Origin of the sequence: uncultured Arcobacter sp., from assembly GCF_937982575.1 — a bacterium.
Classification (GTDB): domain Bacteria; phylum Campylobacterota; class Campylobacteria; order Campylobacterales; family Arcobacteraceae; genus Arcobacter.
This window is the reverse complement of the sequence record NZ_CALJLR010000003.1, coordinates 53,547-75,420: the sequence shown is the minus strand read 5'-3', so window position 1 is coordinate 75,420 and position 21,874 is coordinate 53,547. Positions and strand designations below refer to the sequence as shown.

24 protein-coding genes are annotated in these 21,874 nt (G+C 28.8%); 21 read left to right on the top strand and 3 right to left on the bottom strand.

The features are described from left to right. Positions 1-99 precede the first annotated feature (99 nt). Complete coding sequence (locus Q0617_RS01125) at positions 100-1,593, bottom strand: fumarate hydratase (RefSeq protein WP_366517895.1); 1,494 nt, start codon at positions 1,591-1,593, stop codon at positions 100-102. A gap of 215 nt (positions 1,594-1,808) precedes the next feature. Here Q0617_RS01125 and Q0617_RS01120 point away from each other — a divergent pair, with 215 nt between their 5' ends. From Q0617_RS01120 to Q0617_RS01055, 14 genes are all read left to right on the top strand, one after another. After that, positions 1,809-3,737 carry a cache domain-containing protein gene (locus Q0617_RS01120; RefSeq protein WP_298749562.1) on the top strand — a complete coding sequence of 643 codons (1,929 nt, stop codon included), beginning with the start codon at positions 1,809-1,811 and terminating at the stop codon, positions 3,735-3,737. A 93-nt stretch (positions 3,738-3,830) separates the two neighbouring features. Next, entirely contained in the window at positions 3,831-4,298 is a 468-nt protein-coding gene (locus tag Q0617_RS01115; protein WP_298749560.1) for a Spy/CpxP family protein refolding chaperone, read from the top strand. Further along, entirely contained in the window at positions 4,270-4,947 is a 678-nt protein-coding gene (locus Q0617_RS01110; RefSeq protein WP_298749558.1) for a response regulator transcription factor, read from the top strand. The genes Q0617_RS01115 and Q0617_RS01110 overlap by 29 nt, the downstream gene beginning before the upstream one ends. Continuing rightward, complete coding sequence (locus Q0617_RS01105; RefSeq protein WP_298749556.1) at positions 4,944-6,194, top strand: ArsS family sensor histidine kinase; 1,251 nt, start codon at positions 4,944-4,946, stop codon at positions 6,192-6,194. The genes Q0617_RS01110 and Q0617_RS01105 overlap by 4 nt, the downstream gene beginning before the upstream one ends. Positions 6,195-6,235: 41 nt before the next feature. Continuing rightward, on the top strand, positions 6,236-7,336 hold the full coding sequence (locus Q0617_RS01100; protein ID WP_298749554.1) for an aminoacetone oxidase family FAD-binding enzyme: 1,101 nt from the start codon (positions 6,236-6,238) through the stop codon (positions 7,334-7,336). A gap of 195 nt (positions 7,337-7,531) precedes the next feature. Beyond that, positions 7,532-8,344, top strand: a complete 813-nt coding sequence (locus tag Q0617_RS01095) for a TIGR00282 family metallophosphoesterase (RefSeq protein ID WP_298749552.1) — start codon at positions 7,532-7,534, stop codon at positions 8,342-8,344. Continuing rightward, entirely contained in the window at positions 8,337-8,978 is a 642-nt protein-coding gene (locus tag Q0617_RS01090; protein WP_298749550.1) for a 3-methyladenine DNA glycosylase, read from the top strand. Before Q0617_RS01095 ends, Q0617_RS01090 begins: the two co-directional genes overlap by 8 nt. A gap of 13 nt (positions 8,979-8,991) precedes the next feature. Beyond that, the gene (locus tag Q0617_RS01085; protein WP_298749549.1) at positions 8,992-9,780 is read left to right on the top strand and encodes an AAA family ATPase; all 789 of its coding nucleotides are present in this window, start codon (positions 8,992-8,994) and stop codon (positions 9,778-9,780) included. A gap of 9 nt (positions 9,781-9,789) precedes the next feature. After that, positions 9,790-10,032 carry a hypothetical protein gene (locus Q0617_RS01080; RefSeq protein WP_298749547.1) on the top strand — a complete coding sequence of 81 codons (243 nt, stop codon included), beginning with the start codon at positions 9,790-9,792 and terminating at the stop codon, positions 10,030-10,032. 14 nt (positions 10,033-10,046) lie between these two features. Next, a complete protein-coding gene (gene ubiE / locus Q0617_RS01075; RefSeq protein WP_298749544.1) occupies positions 10,047-10,757 on the top strand; it encodes a bifunctional demethylmenaquinone methyltransferase/2-methoxy-6-polyprenyl-1,4-benzoquinol methylase UbiE in 711 nt (236 codons plus the stop codon). An 8-nt stretch (positions 10,758-10,765) separates the two neighbouring features. Further along, entirely contained in the window at positions 10,766-11,953 is a 1,188-nt protein-coding gene (gene xseA / locus Q0617_RS01070) for an exodeoxyribonuclease VII large subunit (RefSeq protein WP_298749541.1), read from the top strand. A 68-nt stretch (positions 11,954-12,021) separates the two neighbouring features. Next, entirely contained in the window at positions 12,022-12,504 is a 483-nt protein-coding gene (locus Q0617_RS01065) for a chemotaxis protein CheW (protein WP_298749539.1), read from the top strand. A gap of 13 nt (positions 12,505-12,517) precedes the next feature. After that, on the top strand, positions 12,518-12,922 hold the full coding sequence (locus tag Q0617_RS01060; RefSeq protein ID WP_298749537.1) for a response regulator: 405 nt from the start codon (positions 12,518-12,520) through the stop codon (positions 12,920-12,922). Next, a complete protein-coding gene (locus Q0617_RS01055; protein ID WP_298749535.1) occupies positions 12,923-14,284 on the top strand; it encodes a response regulator in 1,362 nt (453 codons plus the stop codon). A 15-nt stretch (positions 14,285-14,299) separates the two neighbouring features. On the opposite strand, the gene Q0617_RS01050 is transcribed toward Q0617_RS01055, so the two are convergent. Then, positions 14,300-14,827 (bottom strand): peptidylprolyl isomerase, encoded by a 528-nt coding sequence (locus Q0617_RS01050; RefSeq protein ID WP_298749533.1) that lies wholly within the window; start codon positions 14,825-14,827, stop codon positions 14,300-14,302. Positions 14,828-14,966: 139 nt separating this feature from the next. Between Q0617_RS01050 and Q0617_RS01045 the strand changes: the two genes are divergently transcribed. From Q0617_RS01045 to groL, 6 genes are all read left to right on the top strand, one after another. After that, positions 14,967-15,329 carry a (2Fe-2S) ferredoxin domain-containing protein gene (locus Q0617_RS01045; RefSeq protein WP_298749531.1) on the top strand — a complete coding sequence of 121 codons (363 nt, stop codon included), beginning with the start codon at positions 14,967-14,969 and terminating at the stop codon, positions 15,327-15,329. A gap of 10 nt (positions 15,330-15,339) precedes the next feature. Beyond that, positions 15,340-15,723, top strand: a complete 384-nt coding sequence (gene panD / locus Q0617_RS01040; protein ID WP_298749529.1) for an aspartate 1-decarboxylase — start codon at positions 15,340-15,342, stop codon at positions 15,721-15,723. Continuing rightward, positions 15,716-16,039 (top strand): YbaB/EbfC family nucleoid-associated protein, encoded by a 324-nt coding sequence (locus tag Q0617_RS01035; RefSeq protein ID WP_298749527.1) that lies wholly within the window; start codon positions 15,716-15,718, stop codon positions 16,037-16,039. Before panD ends, Q0617_RS01035 begins: the two co-directional genes overlap by 8 nt. After that, positions 16,039-16,899, top strand: coding sequence for a polyprenyl synthetase family protein (locus Q0617_RS01030; RefSeq protein ID WP_298749524.1), 861 nt, complete (start codon positions 16,039-16,041; stop codon positions 16,897-16,899). Before Q0617_RS01035 ends, Q0617_RS01030 begins: the two co-directional genes overlap by 1 nt. 137 nt (positions 16,900-17,036) lie before the next feature. Then, positions 17,037-17,294: a co-chaperone GroES gene (gene groES / locus Q0617_RS01025; RefSeq protein ID WP_298749522.1), complete on the top strand. Its 258-nt coding sequence runs from the start codon at positions 17,037-17,039 to the stop codon at positions 17,292-17,294. Beyond that, positions 17,294-18,940 (top strand): chaperonin GroEL, encoded by a 1,647-nt coding sequence (groL, locus tag Q0617_RS01020; RefSeq protein ID WP_298749520.1) that lies wholly within the window; start codon positions 17,294-17,296, stop codon positions 18,938-18,940. The genes groES and groL overlap by 1 nt, the downstream gene beginning before the upstream one ends. 337 nt (positions 18,941-19,277) lie before the next feature. Here the strand turns inward: groL and Q0617_RS01015 are convergent, their stop codons facing one another. Further along, positions 19,278-19,700: a hypothetical protein gene (locus Q0617_RS01015; RefSeq protein WP_366517893.1), complete on the bottom strand. Its 423-nt coding sequence runs from the start codon at positions 19,698-19,700 to the stop codon at positions 19,278-19,280. Positions 19,701-19,968: 268 nt separating this feature from the next. On the opposite strand from Q0617_RS01015, the gene glmS reads away from it, so the two are divergent. Then, the gene (gene glmS / locus Q0617_RS01010) at positions 19,969-21,768 is read left to right on the top strand and encodes a glutamine--fructose-6-phosphate transaminase (isomerizing) (RefSeq protein ID WP_298749519.1); all 1,800 of its coding nucleotides are present in this window, start codon (positions 19,969-19,971) and stop codon (positions 21,766-21,768) included. Positions 21,769-21,874 lie beyond the last annotated feature (106 nt).

Genomic DNA, 21,874 nt, shown 5'->3' with positions numbered 1-21,874 from the left:
TGCTTTAATTATTTTTGCTATTATATTATAAATAAGATGAAAGTAGAGAGTCTCTTGTACCCATGTATAAAAGGAATAGTCCTTTTATACATAAAATTATTATATGGTTCTCCATTTAGCTGGACCTGTTGTATGAATAGAAGTACCTTCTGTATCAACTGCAACAGTAACAGGCATATCTTTTACTTCAAATTCATAGATAGCTTCCATTCCCATCTCTTCAAATGCAAGAACTTTTGCATCTTTGATTGATTGAGAAATCAAGTAAGCAGCTCCACCAGTTGCAATTAAATACATAGATTTATACTCTTTGATTAAATCAATTGTTGGTTGCTTTCTTTCAGCTTTACCAATCATACCCATGATTCCTATTTCCATCATATCTTTTGTAAATTTATCCATTCTTGTAGATGTTGTTGGTCCAGCAGGTCCAACTTTTTCATCTCTTACAGGATCAACAGGTCCCACATAGTAGATAAATCTATCTTTTAAATCAACACCATTAGGAAGTGGTTTATTTGCATTTTTGTATTCAACTATTTTCTTATGAGCTGCATCACGTGCAGTTAAAATTTTTCCAGAAAGTAATAGTGTATCTCCTGATTTAAATTGAGATAAATTCTCTTTTGTTAAATCTTCAATATTTACTCTTTTGATTGTATCCATTGGAAGTTCAATATCTGGCCAAAGGTCTAAATCTGGTTTATTAAATCTTGCAGGTCCATCACCTTTAAGTTTAAAGTGAATATGTCTTGTTGCTGCACAGTTTGGAATCATAGCAACAGGAAGAGAAGCTGCATGACATGGATAATCTAAAATCTTAACATCAACAACAGTAGTCAATCCACCAAGTCCTTGTGCTCCAATTCCGATTTTGTTGATATCTTCATAAAGTTTTAATCTTAACTCTTCTAGGGCATTTTGAGGACCTCTTGCTTGTAGTTCATGAATATCAACATGACCCATTAAAGACTCTTTTGCTAAAAGCATAGATTTTTCTGGGTTTCCACCAATACCAATTCCTAAGATACCAGGAGGACACCATCCAGCTCCCATTTGTCTGACATTATCCATAACCCAATCATAAACACTATCAGATGGGTTTAATACTGCAAATTTAGATTTGTTTTCACTTCCTCCACCTTTTGCTGCAACTGTAATATCTAATTCATCTGAGTTATCAACTGTTACATGAATAACAGCTGGTGTGTTATCTTTAGTATTTGTTCTAGCTCCCGCAGGATCTGAAACAACAGAGTATCTTAACGTGTTATCTGGATCTGTATATCCTTTTGCAACACCTTCATTTAATAAATCTACTAACTCTTTTTTAATATCTAAGTTTGCGTTTAATCCAACTCTAACAAAAATATTAACACTTCCTGTATCTTGACATAAAGGTCTATGACCCATTGCACACATTTTAGAGTTGATTAATATTTGTCCTATTGCATTTTTTGCAGCTTCAGATTTTTCATTTTCATATGCCTCAACCATTCCTTTTACGAAATCCTCTGGATGGTAAAAAGAGATGTATTGACATGCGTCTGCTATACTATCTATTATATCTTGTTCAGTAATTTTTCCCATAATTTTAGATGCCCCTTATAATTAAATTAGTTGATTATAACCAATTATTGTTTATGAAGCTAACTTTTACTTCGTATAAAAATATATGTAAAGTTTTTGAATATTTTTGTAACATTTTGAGAAAGATATATAAATATGAAGTTGTGATATACTCTAATATAATAACTTTATTGTTAATACATATACTTGTAGTAACTTCTGTGAATGAAAGGATTTTTTTGAATATATTTAAAAATGAAAAAAGTTTACTAACTTTTATAAAATACGGACCGATAGTTTCAATTATAGTCTTTTCGTTTATTATTATTCAAATACTAATTTATCAAAAAAAACAAGATATAAAACAAGATATAAAAAAATTAGAAGAAAATTATATATCACATAATAAAGTTATGGTTGAAAATTTAGTAAATAAAATCTATAAGCTTATTGATATGGAAAGAGAGTTTGAAAAAGAAGATTTTAATAATGAAATAAAAGAAGAAGTGCAACAAGCTCATGCAATGGCTACACTAATTTATAATAGAAATATAAAAAAAGCAAATTATACAAAAGATAAAACTATTGAAACTATAATATCAGAATTGAGAGCAATAAAGTTTAATAATAATGGATATATATTTGTTTATGAAATGAAAGGCAAAAATCTTTTAAACTCAGGTTTTCCAGAGATGGAAGGTAAAAATCTTTGGAATTTTAAAGATTCAAAGGGTACATTAATACTTCAAGATATGTATAAAATATTAAGTGAAAAAGATGAAACTTTTTATTCTTGGTATTGGAAAAAAGCAAATAGCAATCTAGTAAATCACAAAAAAATAGGAGTTTTTAAAAAATTTGAACCATATGATTTGTTTATTGGTGCAGGCTATTATGAAGATGATTTTAAGGAACAAACACAAAAAAGAATATTGAAAAAACTTAATAGTTTTGAATTAAAAAAACCTGAGCATATTTTTATATATGATTTAGAAGGTTTATGTTTAGTTAATCCTAAAAAAGAGTTAATAGGACAGAATCGATATGATGTTAAGACAAAAGATGGAAGATATATAATAAGGGAACTTATCGACTTTGCTGTAAAAAATAAAGAGGGATTTGTTAACTATACTTCAACCGTAGTACTAAATGACAAATTAAATTCAAATGACAAAATTTCATTTATAAAATTATATGAAGATTGGGATTGGATGATAGGTAGTGGATTTTATTTAGAAGCGTTGAAAAAGCAAATTCAAGAAAAAAAGATATCTTTATTAGAGTCAAATAATAAGTCTATAAAAAATATAATTCTTATAGGATTATTGCTTACAGTAATAACAATTATTATTTCATCATATTTATCAAAAAGAGTTTACATAATATTTAGTGAGTATAAATTAAAAGTATATGAAAAAATGAATAATGTTGTTGAAAAAGAAAAACTATTAGTTCAACAATCAAAAATGGCAACAATGGGTGAGATGATAGGAAGTATTGCCCACCAATGGAAACAACCATTAAGTGTGATTTCTATGGCTAATGGATTACTTAGAATCAATAGAGAGATGAAAGATTTTTCAAGTGAAAAAGAGATTGAGGATGCTATTGATGATATAGAGGAATCAGTGCATAATCTAACTCAAACAATTGATGACTTTAGAAACTTTTTTAATCCAAACAAACAAAAAGAATCATTTAAAAGCACAGATGTTATGGAAGATACTTTAAAATTGATAAATTCACAACTTAGAAGTAATAATATTGAAGTTATAAAAAATATTGAAGAAGTGGAGTTATTAGGTTTAAAAAACGAGTTATTACAAACTTTGATTAATCTATTAAAAAATGCAAAAGAAGAGTTAGTAAAAAAACCTAGTAGAGAAAAAAGGTATATATTTGTTGATGTATACAAAGAAGAAAATAGTTTGATTATCAAGATAAAAGATAATGCAAATGGAATACCAAATGAAATAATAAACAATATTTTTGATGCTTATTATACTACAAAAGAGAAAGAATGTGGCACTGGAATAGGGCTGTATATCTCTAAACAAATTATTGAAGAGAGTATGAAAGGTAAAATAAGTGCTTCAAATGTTGAGTATAAATATGAAGATAAAACCCATATGGGTGCTGAGTTTGTTATTTCTATACCTCTTAATTAATTATATAATTACTATTAACATTAAGTTAACCTTTCATTTATTAACTGTTATATAGGCATGTAATAATTTCCTTATCAATATAAGGAAAGTTGCATGAAAAGAGTATTAGTAACAGTTGTTTTATTAAGTAGTTTGGTTTCAACATTTTTATTTGCTGTTGATATGAAGAAAGAACACTCTTGTAAAGCTAAAAAAGAGAACTCATCGTGTCATATGAAAAGTAAAAAAAGTCCACATTTTAGTATTATGAGATATATACATAAATTAGAGTTAAGTGATGAACAAGTATCAAAGGTAAAGAATATAATGAGAAATACTAAACCTAAAATAGACTCTTATGCTAAAGCCTTTGAAAATGGAAAGTTTGATAAAACTGTTTATATAGATATCTCTATGAATAAGTATAAAAATATGGTAGAATATAGGGCTACTTTGATAGAAAAAATTTATGCTATTTTAACAAATGAACAAAAAAATGAGTTAAAAAAGATGCTTGATTCAAATAGTTTTGAAGATAAAAGAGGTATGAAATATGATAAATATAGCAATGGTGGAAGATGATGCTGAACTAGCAGAAGTCTTAACTCAATATTTAAGTAAATTTAATATAAAAGTGACAAACTATGAAGAGCCTTTTTTGGCTCTTAGTAGTCTAAAAATAAATAAATTTGATTTGATAATTTTAGATCTAACTCTTCCTGGAATGGATGGGTTAGATGTTTGTAAAGAGATTATTGTAAACCATGATATACCAATAATAATCTCAAGTGCTAGAAGTGATATTACAGATAAAGTAACTGCTTTACAACTTGGAGCTGATGATTATTTACCTAAACCATATGACCCAAGAGAACTTGAAGTTAGAATTAAAACAATCCTAAGAAGATATAATACAACTTCAAAAATAGAAGAAAAACCACAAAAAGTGTTCATTTTTGATGAAGAGAAAAAAGAGATACGAAAAGATGATAAATTTATAAGGTTGACAGCAGCAGAATATGAGGTATTGTCTCTTTTGATAAAAAGAGAGGGTTTTGTTGTCTCAAGGGATGATATTTTTGAAAATAGTAATTTATTAAATAGTGACTATGACAATATAGGTTCCCTTGCAGTTATTATAAATAGAATTAGACATAAAATTGAAGATAATCCAAAAACACCATCGTATTTACATACAATAAGAGGAATGGGGTATAAATTTTTACAATGAAAAAAGATTCAATATTTTTTACTATAACAATTAGTTTTATAATTTCACTATTCTTAGTAATAGCAAGTTTTGTAGTACTTGTTTTACATACCCAAGAGGATAAAGAAAAACATCTGTCAAAGAAATATTTGCCAGTTGCTAAAATGGTACTAGAACAACAAAGAAGAAATGGCTTGACTAAGTCTTTTGTGGACTCCTTATCAAATATGGATATGGACTTTATAAATGATGTTGGACAAATGAATGCAGTTTTATATAATCCAAAAACAAAGATTGCCTTAGAGAGAAAATATAGAACAATATTAGTTAGGGTTTTAGATTTAAAAGGAGATAGCTATCTTTTTATAAAAAGTGGTATGTTGGAGATTATGTTTAAAGATACAGATTATAAACATGTCAATCCACTTATATACTTAATAGCAGTTTTTGCAGTCTTGTTTTTAGCAATAGTTTTATCCTTTATTACCACTTGGAAAAAGCTCTATCCAATAAAACTTTTAAAGGATAAGGTAAAAACTTTAGGTGATGAAGAGTTTGATTTTGAAATCCATAATACAACAGCACAAGATGAAGTCTCTCAGTTAGCAGTTGAGTTTAGAAATACAGCTAAAAAATTAAAAGATATTAAAGAGTCTAGAAATGTATTTATACGTAATATAATGCATGAACTTAAAACTCCAATTACAAAGGGTAAGTTTTTAAGTGAGTTAGAAAACAGTGATGAAAATGCTGAGAAAATGAGAAGAGTATTTACGAGGTTAGAACTACTTATTAGTGAATTTACACAAATAGAAGAGCTTATATCTTCTACAAAAAATATTGTAAAAAACAACTACTTTTTAGATGATATTATTGACAATGCAGTAGATATACTTATGTTAGAAGATGATGTAATTATTTCAGAATATGAAAACAAAAAAATAAATGTAAACTTCAAACTCTTTTGTGTGGCAGTTAAAAATCTTATTGATAATGCAATTAAATACTCAGATGATAAAAAAGTAACTATACAAACTAATGAGAATGATGAAATAATATTTAAAAATAGTGGAAAGGGTTTAGCATATAATTTAGAAGACTATTTTGAACCATTTTTTGCAAATGAAAATAAAAGTAAAAATAGTTTTGGACTTGGACTTTATATAGTAAATTCAATTCTAAAAGCAAATGATTTTGAACTAAAATATGAATACAAAGATGAGATAAATATATTTACTATTATAAAGCTTGAAAAGAAGGATAAGTAATATTTGATATAGCAATAATAGGAGCAGGAGCTAGTGGCTTGATGTTAGCTAGTCAACTTAAAAGTAATAATATATGTCTAATAGATAGTAATGAAAAAGTTGGTGCTAAAATAAAAGTATCAGGTGGAGCAAAATGTAATATCACTAATAAAAAAGTTACAGCAAATAACTATTTGGGAGATAATGCTTTTGTAAGCTCTGTCTTAAAAGAGTTCTCAAATGATGACTTAATAAGTTTTCTAAAAAAGCAAAACTTAGATTTTAAACTCAATGAAAAGATAGTAAAAGGAACATACTTTTGTAACACATCCCAAGATGTTATTGATATGTTTTCAAAGCTAATAAAAAACAAAAGACTTTTTTTAAATACAGAAGTTTCTGATATAGAGTTTGATAACTTTTATAAAATAAAAACAAATAATCAAACAATCGAAGCAAAAAAGGTAGTAATAGCAAGCGGAGGCTTGAGTTATCAAAGCTTGGGAGCTAGTTCTATAGCTTTTGATGTAGCTAAAAAATTTAAACATAAAGTAAATCCTCTAAATCCTTCCCTTGTTGGCTTTACAGTGCAAAAAGAGCAGTTTTGGTTTAAAAACTTAAGTGGTATCTCTATGTTTGTAAAAGCACATGTTGAAAATAAATTCTTTGAAGGGAATATTCTTTTTGCCCATAAAGGTATAACTGGACCTGTTATTTTAAATAGTTCTTTGTATTGGAAAAAAGGAAAGATGAGTATAGACTTCTTGCCAAATAAAACTTTCAAATCATTTTTAAAAGGCAATAAAAATATCTCTTCAAGTTTTAATCTACCAAAAAGATTTATGCAAGAGTTTTTAGTATCAATTGAACTTGAAGATAAGCCAGTTAGTAAATTAAGTAATGAAGAGCTAAAAAAACTAGAAATTCTAAAAAACTATGAGTTCGCGCCTGCTGGAAACTTTGGATATACAAAAGCTGAGGTTACTAAAGGTGGAGTTGAAGTTGATGAGGTAGATGTAAAAACGATGCAAAGCAGACTTCAAAAAGACTTGTACTTTGTAGGTGAAGCTTTGGATGTGACGGGTGAATTAGGTGGATTTAACTTTCAGTTTGCTTTTTCGTCTGCTTATGTATGTGCAAAAGAGTTAAACAGATGTGTTTAGTTATCTCAATCTTATCTTTTGTAATAGCATACAATTTTTATGATGCTTCAAATTTAACCCCTACCATTATTAGCGTTAGCATTGGACTTTTTTTTCTTTTGCTTATGTTAAGAAATATAAAAAACGAGAGAAACAAAAGAAAAGACTAACTTTTTAATTGATACAATCCCAATAGATAAATAAAGGAAATATATATTGAAAATTGCATTTATTGGTGATATTGTAGGTCGTCCTGGTAGAAAAATAATTGAACAAAATCTAAGAAAACTAAAAGCAAAATATGAGCTTGATTTTATAATCGCCAATGGTGAAAATGCAAGTCATGGTTTTGGTTTAACAGTCAAAAATGCCAATGAACTTTTTAAAATAGGTGTTGATTTGTTTACTGGTGGGAATCATACTTTTGATAAAAGAAAAGAGATAATTGGCTTACTTGAAAGCCAAAATGTAATTAGACCAGCAAACTATCCAGAGGGTGTTCCAGGTGTGGGGTATAAGATTTTTGATGTTGCAGGTGAGAAACTTGCAGTTATTAATCTTATGGGCAATTTCTCTATGCCAACTTGTGACAATCCTTTCAATAAGGCTACTAAAATAGTGCAAGAGTTAGAAGAAGAAAATATCAAAAATATTTTTATAGATTTTCATGCAGAAGCCACAAGTGAAAAAAGAGTTATGGCAATGATGTTTAATGGAAGAGTAAGTGGTATTTGTGGAACACATACACACATTGGTACTGATGATTTACAAATAGTAAATGGAACAACATATTTAACAGATATTGGATTAACAGGCTGTAGGGACAATGTTATCGGAATGGATTCAAAGGTTCCTATAGAAAAAGCAACCACTGGACTTGGAGGGCATTTTGCTGTTCCCAATTCTTGTAAATCTATTTTACAAATGTTGGTTATGAATATAGAAGATGGTAAATCAGTAGATGCCTTTAAAATAAAAGTTCTTTGTGATAAAAGTGAAGAGATAATAACAAAGGTAATTGTTGAATAGTATTTTAAATTCATATGACTTATTTCTTTTTTTAAAAAAGAAAAATCTTATTGATAAAAGATACAAATATTGGTGGCCTACAAATGATGACTTTGAAGTTTTTTTAGGTGCTATATTAACTCAAAATACTAAGTGGATAAATGTAGAAAAGTCTTTAGAAAACTTAAGAAAACTAGATAGTTTAGATTTAGAAAAATTATCGCATATTGATATCGATGTTTTAATATCTGCAATTACTCCAAGTGGTTTTAAAAACCAAAAATCCATAAGAATAAAAAAGATTTGTCAAAATATAATTGAAGAGTTTGGTGATTTTGAAACTTTTAAAGAAAATGTTTGTAGAGATTGGTTACTTTCTCAAAAAGGAATAGGTGCAGAAACTGCTGATGCTATACTTTGTTACTCTTGTCATAAAGAGCAGATGGTTGTGGATTCTTACACCAATAGACTGCTAAAAACTTTTGGATATGAGTTTGAAAGTTATGATGAACTCAAAGCTTGGTTAGAATATGGAATTAATGAAAATTTCGATAAAATTGAATCGCTTTATGATTATGATGTCTCATTAAATATGATATATTGTAGATTTCATGGCAAAATTGTAGAATTCATGAAAAATCAAAAAAAATCTTAAAGGATTAGTTCAGATGATTATTATTCCTCAAACTAAAGGTGGTGTTGGTAAATCAACTGTTGCTATGCAAGTAATAGCTCCCTACTTATATAAAAAGCATGGAAAAAAGATTACTTACATAGAAATTGATGATGAAAATAATGATAGCCAATCATTTACTACAACACAAATAGTTAATAAAAGAATGCTAAGAACAAATAAAGTAAGTGAGTTAGATGAACTTATTTTAATGGACGATAATCATGAAATAATCATTGATGTTGGTGGAAATAAAACTTCAAGTTTGGTTTTAGATGAGATTAAAAAAGTTGGTTCTTTTGGAAATCTAAAATGGATTATACCTTTAGGTGATGGTGAACTTGATGGTAAAAATGCAATAGCAACTATGAAAAAAATAAGAAAAATTGAGCAAAATCCAGATGATAATATTATATTTGCTCTAAACCGTGCAATATCTATGGAAAAAGATTATGTGGAAGAGCAGTTTATAAACTTCTTTGGACATAAATATTTAGCTTCAAATACTGTGATGTTTGATTTTATGAAAGACCCAAAATATTTTACAGTAAAAAATGATAAAGTTATTACCATGAGTAGATATCTAGGTAGTACAGTTTGGGAAATGGCACACAATAACACTGACTTTAGAGAAAAAGCTATAAAAGCAAAAGAGTTAGGTGATGTTGAAAGTGCTAAAAAGTATATATTTTTTAGAAGATTACAGTCAGAGGCTCAGGATTATGTTTTAAATGTTTTAAATCAAATCTTTTGTGATTTAGATAAATGGTTAGAAAAAAAATAGATGAGTGATATGAGTTTCAAACAAGCAAAAGAGCTTGTAGAAAGAATAGAATTTACAGAATTAACACTAAAAAAGACCGCTGATAATATAGATAGGTCAACACTAAAGTTTAATGAAGCTTTAAAATTACAAGAACAAATTGTAAAACTTATGCCAATAAAAGATAAAAAATTAGATTTTTTAAAACTATTAGTTTTTTTAAATATCGGATTTATTTGTGGATTATTGGTGGGAGTTTTTTTATTTAAATAATAGGAATATTTATAATGGGTAAACAAGAAAAAATAGTATCAATGTTCAATGAAATAGCTGGAACTTATGATGTAGCAAATAGAGTTCTAAGTATGGGTATTGATAAAACTTGGAGAAACAAAGCTTGTGATTTAGCTTTTTCTTTTTATGGTAAAAACAAAATAGAGAAAATCATTGATGTGGCTTGTGGAACTGGCGATATGCTTACAACTTGGCAAAAAATAGCAGATAAAAATGCAATAGAACTTCAAAGTAGAGTTGGAGTTGATCCAAGTGTTGGTATGATGGATGTAGCAAAAACAAAATTACCAGATGTTGAGTTTATAGAAGCAGGTGCTGAATCTATGCCTTTTGAAAATGAAGTTGCAGATATTATATCTATTTCATATGGGATTAGAAATGTAGTTAAAAGACAAGAGGCTTTCCATGAGTTCGCAAGAACTTTAAAAAAAGATGGACTTTTAGTAATCTTAGAGTTTACAAAAAATGAAAAGAACTCTCCACTTGATTATGTAACAGATTTTTATATGAATAAAATCTTACCAACTTTAGGTGGAATGATTTCAAAAAATAAAGAAGCATATACTTATTTACCAAATTCAATAGATGAGTTTTTAACTCAAGATAATCTTTGTTTAGAGTTAAAAGAAGCAGGGCTTGAACCTATTTATGTAAAAGGTTTTTCTATGAATATCTCAACACTATTTATTGCTAGAAAGGTTTGATTTAAAATATGAATCAAGCTCTTAGTGTATCAACGCTAAACAATCAAATCAAGTCTTTACTTGAGACTACTTTTGTAGGTGTCTATGTCCAAGGTGAAATATCTAATTTAACATATCACTCCTCAGGACATATATACTTTTCAATAAAAGATGAAAATTCTACAATCTCTTGTGTAATGTTTCGTGGCAATGCTCAATACCTAAAGTTTAGATTAGAAGTAGGTATGAAGATAATTATTTCAGGAAGTATTACCGCATATATTCCACGGGGAAATTATCAACTTATGTGCACAAAGATTGACCCTGATGGTCAAGGCTCTCTTGCTCTTGCCTTTGAACAGTTAAAAGAGAAACTTCAAAAAGAGGGGCTTTTTGATATAAACATTAAAAAAACTCTTCCAAAATATCCTAAAAGAGTAGTAATGGTCACATCTTCCACTGGTGCAGCTATTGAGGATATGAAAAAAGTTGCCCAAAATAGATGGCCTTTAGCTCGGTTAATTTTGATTCCTACTTTAGTTCAAGGTGAAGGGTCTAAACTTAACATTGTAAACTCTATAAAAAAAGCTGATAGTCTAAATTGTGATGTTATGATTGTGGGGCGAGGTGGAGGAAGTATTGAAGACCTTTGGGCTTTTAATGAAGAGATTGTAGCAAGAGCTATATTTGAAGCAAAAACTCCTGTAATATCTGCTGTTGGTCATGAAGTTGATTTTTTGATTTCTGATTTTGTAGCAGATGTTCGAGCTGCGACTCCTTCAAATGCGATGGAAATCGCGCTACCTGATAAAAATGAACATCTAATATATTTAGATAACTTACAAGTAGAATTAGAAAATAGATTTAAAAGAGTTCTGTTTAATAAAGAACAAATTTTATTAAACTATAAAAAACATTTTGAGCAGCACTCCCTTGATAGAAAATTCTCTTTTATCCAAAAAGAGATTGACTTTTTAAAATCAAATTTAATAAGTACTTTTAGTCAAGTTTATAGACAAAAACAAAATGAACTAAACTATTTAAAAAGTGCATATGAATCTAATCATCCAGATAGAAAAATTGTTGATGGATATGTGCAGTTATCTAAAAACAATCAAATTGTAAGTTTAGATAGTGTTAAGATAAATGAAGAAATCACACTAGAAACTACAAAGTTATCTGTTAGATGTAATATTTTAGACATTAAAAAAATATAAAATTTAAGCTAAATATTGTAAAATATAATAAAAAATGATAACATACTACTAATAGGAGTTCAGATCATATGGAAAATCAAAACAACGACGACGCAATAATAGATTATGCAAACACAAGTGAGTATATGAAGTTTGTATTAGGTTCTATGCAATACGCAATTGAGCTACCTAAGATTAGAGAAATATTAACTTATCCAGAAATGATAACTATCTTACCAAACGTGCCTTCATATATAAAAGGACTTATTAATTTAAGAGGTGAAGTTGTACCTGTTGTTGATTTAAGAGTTAAGTTTAAGACAGGAAATATTGTAAATAATCAAAACACTGCTGTAATCGCAGTTGTAACAAAAGATAAAAGAATGATTGGAATTGTTGTTGATAAAGTTGATGATGTTCAAAGACTTGATTTATCAGCATTATCACCAGTATCTGATATAGGTTCATCAATCCCTTCAAAGTATTTGAAAGGTTTTGTTAGACTTCATAATAACGAAATGTTAGTAATCATGGATATTGAAGCAGTTGTTAGTAAAGCTGAACTGGAATAGTGAAAGTAAAATAATGACAAAGAACTTACAAGAAAGTATAGACCATCTTAAAAAATTAAAGTTTCTTTTCGTTGAAGATGAAAAAGATTTAATGGATATTATTTCCGAAACTTTACAAAAGCTGGGAGTAGATTTCTTGACAGCCAATAATGGTGAAGAGGGTTTAACTATTTTAAAAGAACATGCTAATGATATTGATATCATAGTTACTGATATTAGCATGCCAGTTATGAATGGCTTGGAGATGATTAAAGAGGTAAAATCTTTATATCCAAATTTAGAAATTATTATAATGACTGCCCATACTGAATCTAAATATATGATAGAAGCAAAAGAGTATGGAGTAAATGATTATTTACTAAAACCATTTGATTTCATAAAATTTATCGAGCTAATAAATAACAAAAAGTTAAAATAAATGTCTTTAGATAAGACCTTATTAAAACAAATATCTATCTTATATGTAGAAGATGATGATGTAATGAGAACAGAATTATCTTCTTTATTAACAAACTTCTTTTCTCAAGTTTTTTGTGCTAGTAATGGTGCTGAAGGCTTAGAGATATTTAAAAAAAATCAAAAAAAAATCGACCTTATAATAAGTGATATCAATATGCCAACAATGTCTGGGATTGAAATGATAAAACAAATCAGAGAGTTTGATAAAGAAGTTGGCGTTATATTTGCAACAGCCTATTCTGATAAAGAATTTTTGATGGATTCTATTAAATTAAAAGTAGTTAATTACGCAGTTAAACCAATAGACATAAGAGCCTTACTTGAATCAATAAAAGAGTTTGCAGAAAATTTATTAGTCAAAAAAATTATAAAAAGAAAAAATGATGAATTATCTTTATACAAAAAAGCAATTGATGCAAATAGTATAGTTATAAAAACTGATATTCATATGAACATAACTTACGTAAACTCTCACTTTTGTAAACTCTCTGGTTTTTTAAAAGATGAATTGATAGGAAAAGAGTTTTTAAGTTTAAGAAGTCATGATACTGATATAAAAGTTTATAATAATATGTTTGCAAAAGTTTTAGATAATAGGATGTGGAAAGGGAAGTTAAAACAAATAACTAAAGAAAATAGTGTTTTAATGCTTGATACTTATATGATACCTTCCCATGATGAAGATGGAAATATTAATGGAACTATAATTATTCAAAGGGATATAACTGAAGATATTAAAAAACAAAGAGATGTTCAAGTTGCTTTGATGAAAGAAAAAAGTGATATTTTTATAAAAACAAAAGATACTTTTGCAAAAAATAATTTACAAATAAATGATTTAGAAAATCAAATAATACAGCTACAAGAAGAGTTAAAAACTGTCGAGCTTGACAAAGAGAAATACCTATACCTCTTAGATAAATATAAAGATGATGTAAATATTTTAAAAACAAAAGTTGATAAATATGAAAAAGATGATGTATCAAATATCAAAGGGATTAATGTAATAAAAATCCAAAAAGAGAATGCAAGTTTAAATATTGAGATGAAAAAACTAAGAGACAATATGGAAAATATTGTTGCAAATTCTCAAAAAAAGATTAATCAAATTAAAATAGCATCAAATATAGAAATAGATCAACTTGAAAAAGAGATTGAGAAACTTAAGTTATCAAAAGGCTCTTCTGATATTCAGATTTTATCTAAGAAGTTAGAATATTGGAAAGATAAAGCAAAAGCAGAGACACAAAAAATAGAACAGCTAGAGAAAAGAATTATGCATGCTGTGGATTCTCAAACTTTAGCAAAAATATATAACTAAAATAAAGTAGAAGTTCTACTTTATTTCAATTGAGATGATTTTTTGGTCAATTAGGGGTTTATTCCCTTGACTTTGTCCTGATACAGGTACATTCTCAAGTTTTTTAACTACATCCATACCACTTTTTACATATCCAAAAATTGTATGTCTTCCATTTAACCAGTATGTTGGTACTGTTGTAATAAAAAATTGACTTCCATTTGTATTTGGTCCTGAGTTTGCCATTGCTAAAATACCTGGTTTATCAAATACTGCATTTGGTGAAAACTCATCCTTAAATGGTTTTTCCCAGATTGATTTTCCTCCTCTTCCTGTACCTGTTGGATCTCCACCTTGAATCATGAAGTTTTTTATAATTCTGTGAAAAATAAGATTATCATAATAACCATTTTTTGCAAGAGTTGTAAAGTTTTCAACTGCAAGTGGTGCCATATCAGGTCTTAATTCTATTTCTATTTTACCTTGTGTAGTTTCTACTACTGCTATTGGATTAGTAGCATATAGTAACACAGACATAATTGCTAACATAAATAATTTTTTCATTCTTTTACCTTTTTGACCATTTATTGGGCTTAAAGTATAGTATTATAGTTTTTAATATTTTATTAAAATTGAGTTTTTAGATGACTTTAATATTTATTGGATAAAATTTGCAAAATTATATGTAGTAAGGAACAAACAAATGGAAATGCCAGTTATCCCTCAACCAACATTTTATATGTTTAAATGTGAACAAAGTGCACCTCCAGGTATGCCAAAACCTAGTTGTGTAACAGAAGAGTCAAGGGATTTATTTAATCATATGGCTCAAAAATTGATGGAAAATGGTTTAATGGGACCTGTTCAACCAATTAGAACTTCATGTTTAGGAAGATGTCAAATGGGACCTGTACTACTTGTTGAGCCAGGGCATACTATGTATTGTAATTTATCTAAGGAAAAAATAGATAGAATTATACAAGAACACATTATAGGTGGGAATCCTGTTCAGGAGTTTATAATACCAGAACAGTTCTGGGGAGAACCTATTAATTTAGCAAAATAAAGAGGTATATATGACATTCGATATGCTTTATAGCAAAATTCATAGAGCAACAGTTAGTGATGCAAACTTAAATTATGTTGGATCAATTACTGTTGATGAAGAGCTTATGCAAGCCGCTCAATTAAGAGTTGGACAAAAAGTAGAAATTGTAAATGTTAATAATGGTGAAAGATTTTCTACCTATGTTATAAAAGGTAAAGCTGGAAGTAAAGATATGTGTCTAAACGGGGCAGCAGCTAGAAAAGTAGAAATAGGCGATAAAATAATTGTGATTGCTTATGCCTCATATAGTGAAAGTGAATTAGAAAATTATAAACCAACAGTTGTGCTTGTTGATGATAAAAATAATATCACAACAATTACAAATGAATTAGTAGGAAGTGACCATGTTTGATGGTATTGATTTAAGTAAAATAAACCTAAATGAAATGATGGGTCAATTTCAAGACATGGCAAATAAAGCAAAAGAAGATAATGCTTCAAAAATATTTACTTCAAAAGCTGGAGGTGGAATGATTTCACTCTCAATTAATGGAAACTCAGAGGTAATTGATTTGCAAATTGATGATTCTTTACTTGAAGATAAAGACTCTTTGCAAATTTTATTAATCTCAGCTATGAACGATGTAATAAAACAATCAGATGAAAATAAAAAAATGATGGCCATGAACATGATGGGTGGCATGGGAACATCGTCTCAAAATAAATAATGAATAATCTTTTAGAAACTTTTGAAAACTATCTAAAATCAAATCTTCCAGCATCAAAAACTTTTCATCCTCATTTTGAAGATGCCTTAAGTCTTATGTTAGATGCTGGTGGAAAAAGATTTAGACCTATGCTTTTATTAAGTGTAGTAAACTCTAAAAACTCTCTTTTAGTAAAAAGTGCACTTCCTATTGCTTTAGGTTTAGAGATGCTACATACTTACTCTTTAGTACATGATGATTTACCTGCTATGGATGATGCTGATTTAAGAAGAGGTTTTGAAACTTTACATAAAAAGTATGATGAAGTAACTGCAATACTTGTAGGCGATGCTTTAAATACTGAAGCTTTTGGAAAAATAGCAAATGCTCCACTTTCTAGTGACGTAAAAATTGAGTGTGTAAAAGTACTTGCAAGTGATGGTGGAATTGATGGAATGATTATTGGTCAAGCAATTGATTGTTTTTTTGAAAACCAAAAACTTGAGCTTTCACAACTTGAATTTTTACATATTCACAAAACTGCAAAACTAATCGCTGGAAGTTTAAAAATGGGTGCAATTATTGCAAACTATGATTTGCCCACTCAAAACAAGCTTTATAACTTTGGTATAGATATTGGACTTCTGTTTCAAATCCAAGATGATATACTTGATGAAACACAAAGTGATGAAGAAGCTGGTAAAACTACACACAATGACGGAGCAAAAAACTCTTTTGTAAATTTACTGGGACTTGATGGTGCCATAACTGCCGCAAATGAACTAGCTTTTAAGTGTGAAAAAACCCTTAATTCACTAGATGAAAACCTACATAATTCATTAAATAATTTACTTATAAAATATATAAATAGACACAAATAAAATAGTTCTCAAACTCTTAGTCATCTTTACTCAATTTACTTGACAAAAATCAAAAATTTTATTACAATTTAGCACTCAAAAAAATAGAGTGCTAAAACTTATAAAAATTAGAAATAAACTTGATAGGAGAGTATATAATGACTTTTAAACCACTAGGAAAAAGGGTTCTTGTAGAAAGAACAGAAGTAGAAAGTAAAACTGCAAGCGGAATTATTTTAGTTGATTCTGCAAAAGAAAAACCAAATACAGCTGTTGTAAAAGCAGTTGGATCTGAAGTAACAGAATTAAAAGAGGGTGATACTATTGTATTTGAACAATATAGAGGTACAGAGTTCACTTTAGACGGTCAAGATTATTTAGTATTAGAAATTGAAAATATTATAGGAGTTATGTAATGGCAAAAGAAGTATTATTTAGTGATTCAGCAAGAAATAGATTATATGCAGGTGTTGAAAAATTAGCAGATGCAGTAAAAGTTACAATGGGACCTAGAGGAAGAAATGTATTATTACAAAAATCTTTTGGAGCTCCTTCAATCACAAAAGATGGTGTTTCTGTGGCACGTGAGATTGAATTAGAAGATACTCTAGAAAATATGGGAGCACAATTAGTAAAAGAAGTTGCTTCAAAAACTGCTGATGAAGCAGGTGATGGAACTACAACTGCTACTGTTTTAGCTCATTCTATATATAAAGAAGGTTTGAGAAATGTAACAGCAGGAGCAAATCCAATTATCTTAAAAAGAGGTATGGATAAAGCTACTGATGCTATTTTAGCTAATTTAAAAGCTGCATCAAGAGTTGTTGCAAACAAAACTGAAATAGAACAAGTTGCTACAATTTCTGCAAACTCAGACCATGCAATTGGTTCAATGATTGCAGAAGCTATGGAAAAAGTTGGAAAAGATGGTGTTATTACTGTTGAAGAAGCAAAAGGTATCTCTGATGAATTAGAAGTAGTTGAAGGTATGCAATTTGACAGAGGATATTTATCTCCATATTTCGTAACAAATTCTGAAAAAATGATTACAGAAATGGACAATCCATATATTTTATTATATGATAAAAAAATCTCTAACTTAAAAGAGATGTTACCAATCTTAGAAGCTGTTAACCAAGCGGGAAGACCTTTATTAATTATTGCAGAAGATGTAGATGGTGAAGCATTGGCAACTTTAGTTGTAAATAGATTAAGAGGTTCATTAAATATTGCAGCTGTAAAAGCACCAGGTTTTGGTGATAGAAGAAAAGCTATGTTACAAGATATCGCTGTTTTAACAAATGGTACAGTTATCTCTGAAGAACTAGGAATGAAATTAGAATCTTGTGGTGTTGAAGTACTTGGAACTGCTGCTAAAGTTGTAATTGATAAAGATAATACAACTATTGTAGATGGTCAAGGAAGTACAGAGTCAGTAAATGGAAGAGTTGCACAAATCAAATCAGAAATTGAAAATACAACTAGTGATTATGATAAAGAAAAATTACAAGAAAGACTTGCAAAACTAAGTGGCGGAGTTGCAGTTATAAAAGTTGGAGCTGCTAGTGAAACTGAAATGAAAGAGAAAAAAGATAGAGTTGATGATGCACTAAGTGCAACAAGAGCTGCTGTTGAAGAGGGTATTGTAATAGGTGGTGGAGCTGCATTAATTAGAGCTGCTGCAAAAGTTAAACTTGAACTTACAGGTGATGAAGCTATTGGAGCTGCAATTGTTTTAAGAGCAATTAAAGCACCTATGAAACAAATTGCAATCAATGCTGGGTTTGATGCTGGTGTTGTTGTAAATGAAGTAGAAAGATCAGAAAACGAAAATATCGGATTTGATGCATCAACTGGAAAATATGTAGATATGTTTGAAGCTGGAATTGTAGACCCTGCAAAAGTTGAAAGAATTGCAATGCAAAATGCTGTTTCAGTTGCTTCATTATTATTAACTACAGAAGCTACAGTAACAGATATTAAAGAAGATAAACCTTCATCTCCATCTATGCCAGACATGGGTGGTATGGGTGGAATGGGCGGTATGGGTGGAATGATGTAAGAAAGCGTTAAAAGAGTGAACTGCTTCACTCTTTTAGCTTTGGCAGACTAAGGTGATGTGCGATAGCACCACCGTGTCGCAAAGAGCTACTTATTTCCTCTTATTTAGAAGAAACTACCCATAAAAAAAGGCTCTTCATTTGAAGAGCCTTTTTAATTTTTAAAGCTTATTTACATTATAAGCTCAAGTTTTAGTAAAATAAAACCTTTTTATTTTTAAATATTAACAATAAATTTTGGTATAAATTCTACCACTGTAGAAGTCCTGTCATTTAAACCTCCATCACGTTTTGATACTGTAATTATATCCAAATGTAAACTTAAAGTAAAACTATTATCTATATATTATACTTCTTCAAGTGTTTTAAAGAGTCCAAATGCATTGTAATATAGGGGTTTATCTCTTTTCCTATATATTTATAAAATTTATTATTATTGATTGTAGTTACTAATTCAAAATCTACGATTTTGTTAAATTCTTCAAGTTTTTTGTGGGTATTTATATATCTTGTCTGATAATCATCAAAAATATAAGAGTCAAAAGAGGGTGAAATTTCCCCATTTTTTATTACTTCACTTCCAATTTCACTAATACCAGGGCAATTTATATCATAATAGACAATATTATCAATATTGGTACTAAGCGGATAAGCTTTACAAACAGTAGGACGCATTTCATAAATGGTACATTTAAAATTTTCTATATATGGACATAAACTTTTTCCATCACTTAATAATATGATTGCTTTTAGATATCCCATGTCTCCAAAGGTAAATAAAATAGGAAAATTTTTATAGACATTTTCGAAGTCTTCGAGAATTATTTGACAAAAAGTACTCCCTTTTCTTCCATCACAACATCTTGCTTCACAAGTATCACAGCTAGAAAAAAAGATATCTTTGTCAACTTTTAAAAATGATTTAATATTAACTCCTAATAATAAAAAAGAATTTTATCAAAAAATACTAAAAGTAATATATCATGAATATTTTTGTACAATATCTTTTTAAAATAAAAAAGGCTTATTTATGTGTGGAATTGTTGGATATATTGGAAATAAAAAAACAGAAGATATTTTATTAGATGGTTTAAAAGAGCTTGAATATAGAGGTTATGATAGTGCGGGAATTGCACTATTAAGTAGTGAAAAAATTGAAGTTTTTAAAGCTTTGGGAAAATTAAAAAATCTAGAACAAAAAGTAAGTACACAAAATAAGTATAATATAGGAATAGGTCATACAAGATGGGCAACTCATGGTAAACCAACAGAACTAAATGCTCACCCACATTTAGGTGAATATTCATATGTAGTGCACAATGGAATTATAGAGAACTATAAAGAGCTAAAAGAAGAGCTTCAAACTGCAGGACATAAATTTGTATCACAAACAGATACGGAAGTTATTGTTCATCTATTTGAGTTTTATAATAACAAGCTAAATGATTGTAAAGCCTCATTTCAAAATACTATTAAAAGACTTGAAGGTGCTTTTTCTATACTTCTTATATCAAAATCATGTCCAAATGATATATATTTTTTTAAACATGGCTCACCTTTGATTATTGCTCGTGGAAATGAAAAAAATGAAGTTTTATTTGCTTCATCAGATGCTCCTTTAATAGGACTTGCAAATGAAGTTGTATATTTAGAAGATGGTTGTGGGGGAGTTGCTTCAGCTGAAAGGATTGAATTTTTTGAAGATGAAAAAATTTCATGGGGAGTATTACCTACATCAAAACAGTTTGCACAAAAAGATGGATATAGATTTTTTATGGAAAAAGAGATTCATGAACAAAGTGTAGTTACAAGTGATGCAATGCTTGGAAGAATGTGTGATGAAAAGGTAGATTTTGAAGAGTTTGATTCATCTATAATTGAAGGTATTGAAGAGATTAAAATTTGTGCTTGTGGTACATCTTTTCATGCAGGACTTACAGCCTCTTACCTTTTTGAACGTTTAGCAAAAGTTAGATGTAGTGTGGAAATCGCAAGTGAATTTAGATATAAAGAGCCTTTATTAAACAAAAATACACTTTTTATAGTAATCTCTCAAAGTGGTGAAACAGCCGACACCTTAGAAGCTCTTAAAATGGCAAAAACAGCAGGACTAAAATCAATAGTTGTTTGTAATGTGGACAACTCTTCTATGACAAGAGTTGCTAACTATTCTGTTTTAACAAGAGCAGGAATAGAAAAAGGAGTTGCCTCTACAAAAGCATTTTCAACACAAACAGTAGTTTTATGGATGATGGCACTATATTTCGCCCAATATAAAAACTCACTTAGCGTTGAATGTTTAAATAGTGAATTAAAAGCTTTAAGAGAAGTTCCCCAATCACTTAAAGTTCATGACTATCTTCATGAAAAAACTAAAAGATTATCAAAAAGATATCTTCATGGTCACGGTTTTTTCTTTATAGGAAGAGATGTATTTTTCCCATTGGCACTTGAAGGTGCACTAAAGTTAAAAGAGATTTCATACCTTCATGCAGAAGGTTATCCAGCAGGTGAAATGAAACATGGACCAATTGCTTTAGCAGATCCTGAACTTTTTACAATAGCTCTTATGCCACAAAATTTATTGTATGATAAAATTAAATCAAATGTAGAAGAGTTAAGTGCAAGAGATAGTACTATTTGTGCAGTTTCTCCTTTGGATTTTGAATTGGCAGATGATTTTATTAAAACAAGTAAATGTGACCACTATATGCTTGAGTTTTTTGAGATGCTAGTTGCACTTCAACTATTTTCTATGGAGATTTCAGTAAGACTTGGCAATGACGTGGATATGCCAAGAAACTTAGCAAAAAGTGTAACGGTTGAATAAGTTACTTAAAATTAATAATTAATCAATAATTTAAAGTTATAAAAGTAAATTTTAGATAAAATTCATAACTTTTTATAAAAGTATTCAAGCTTTTAATTTTATTTTT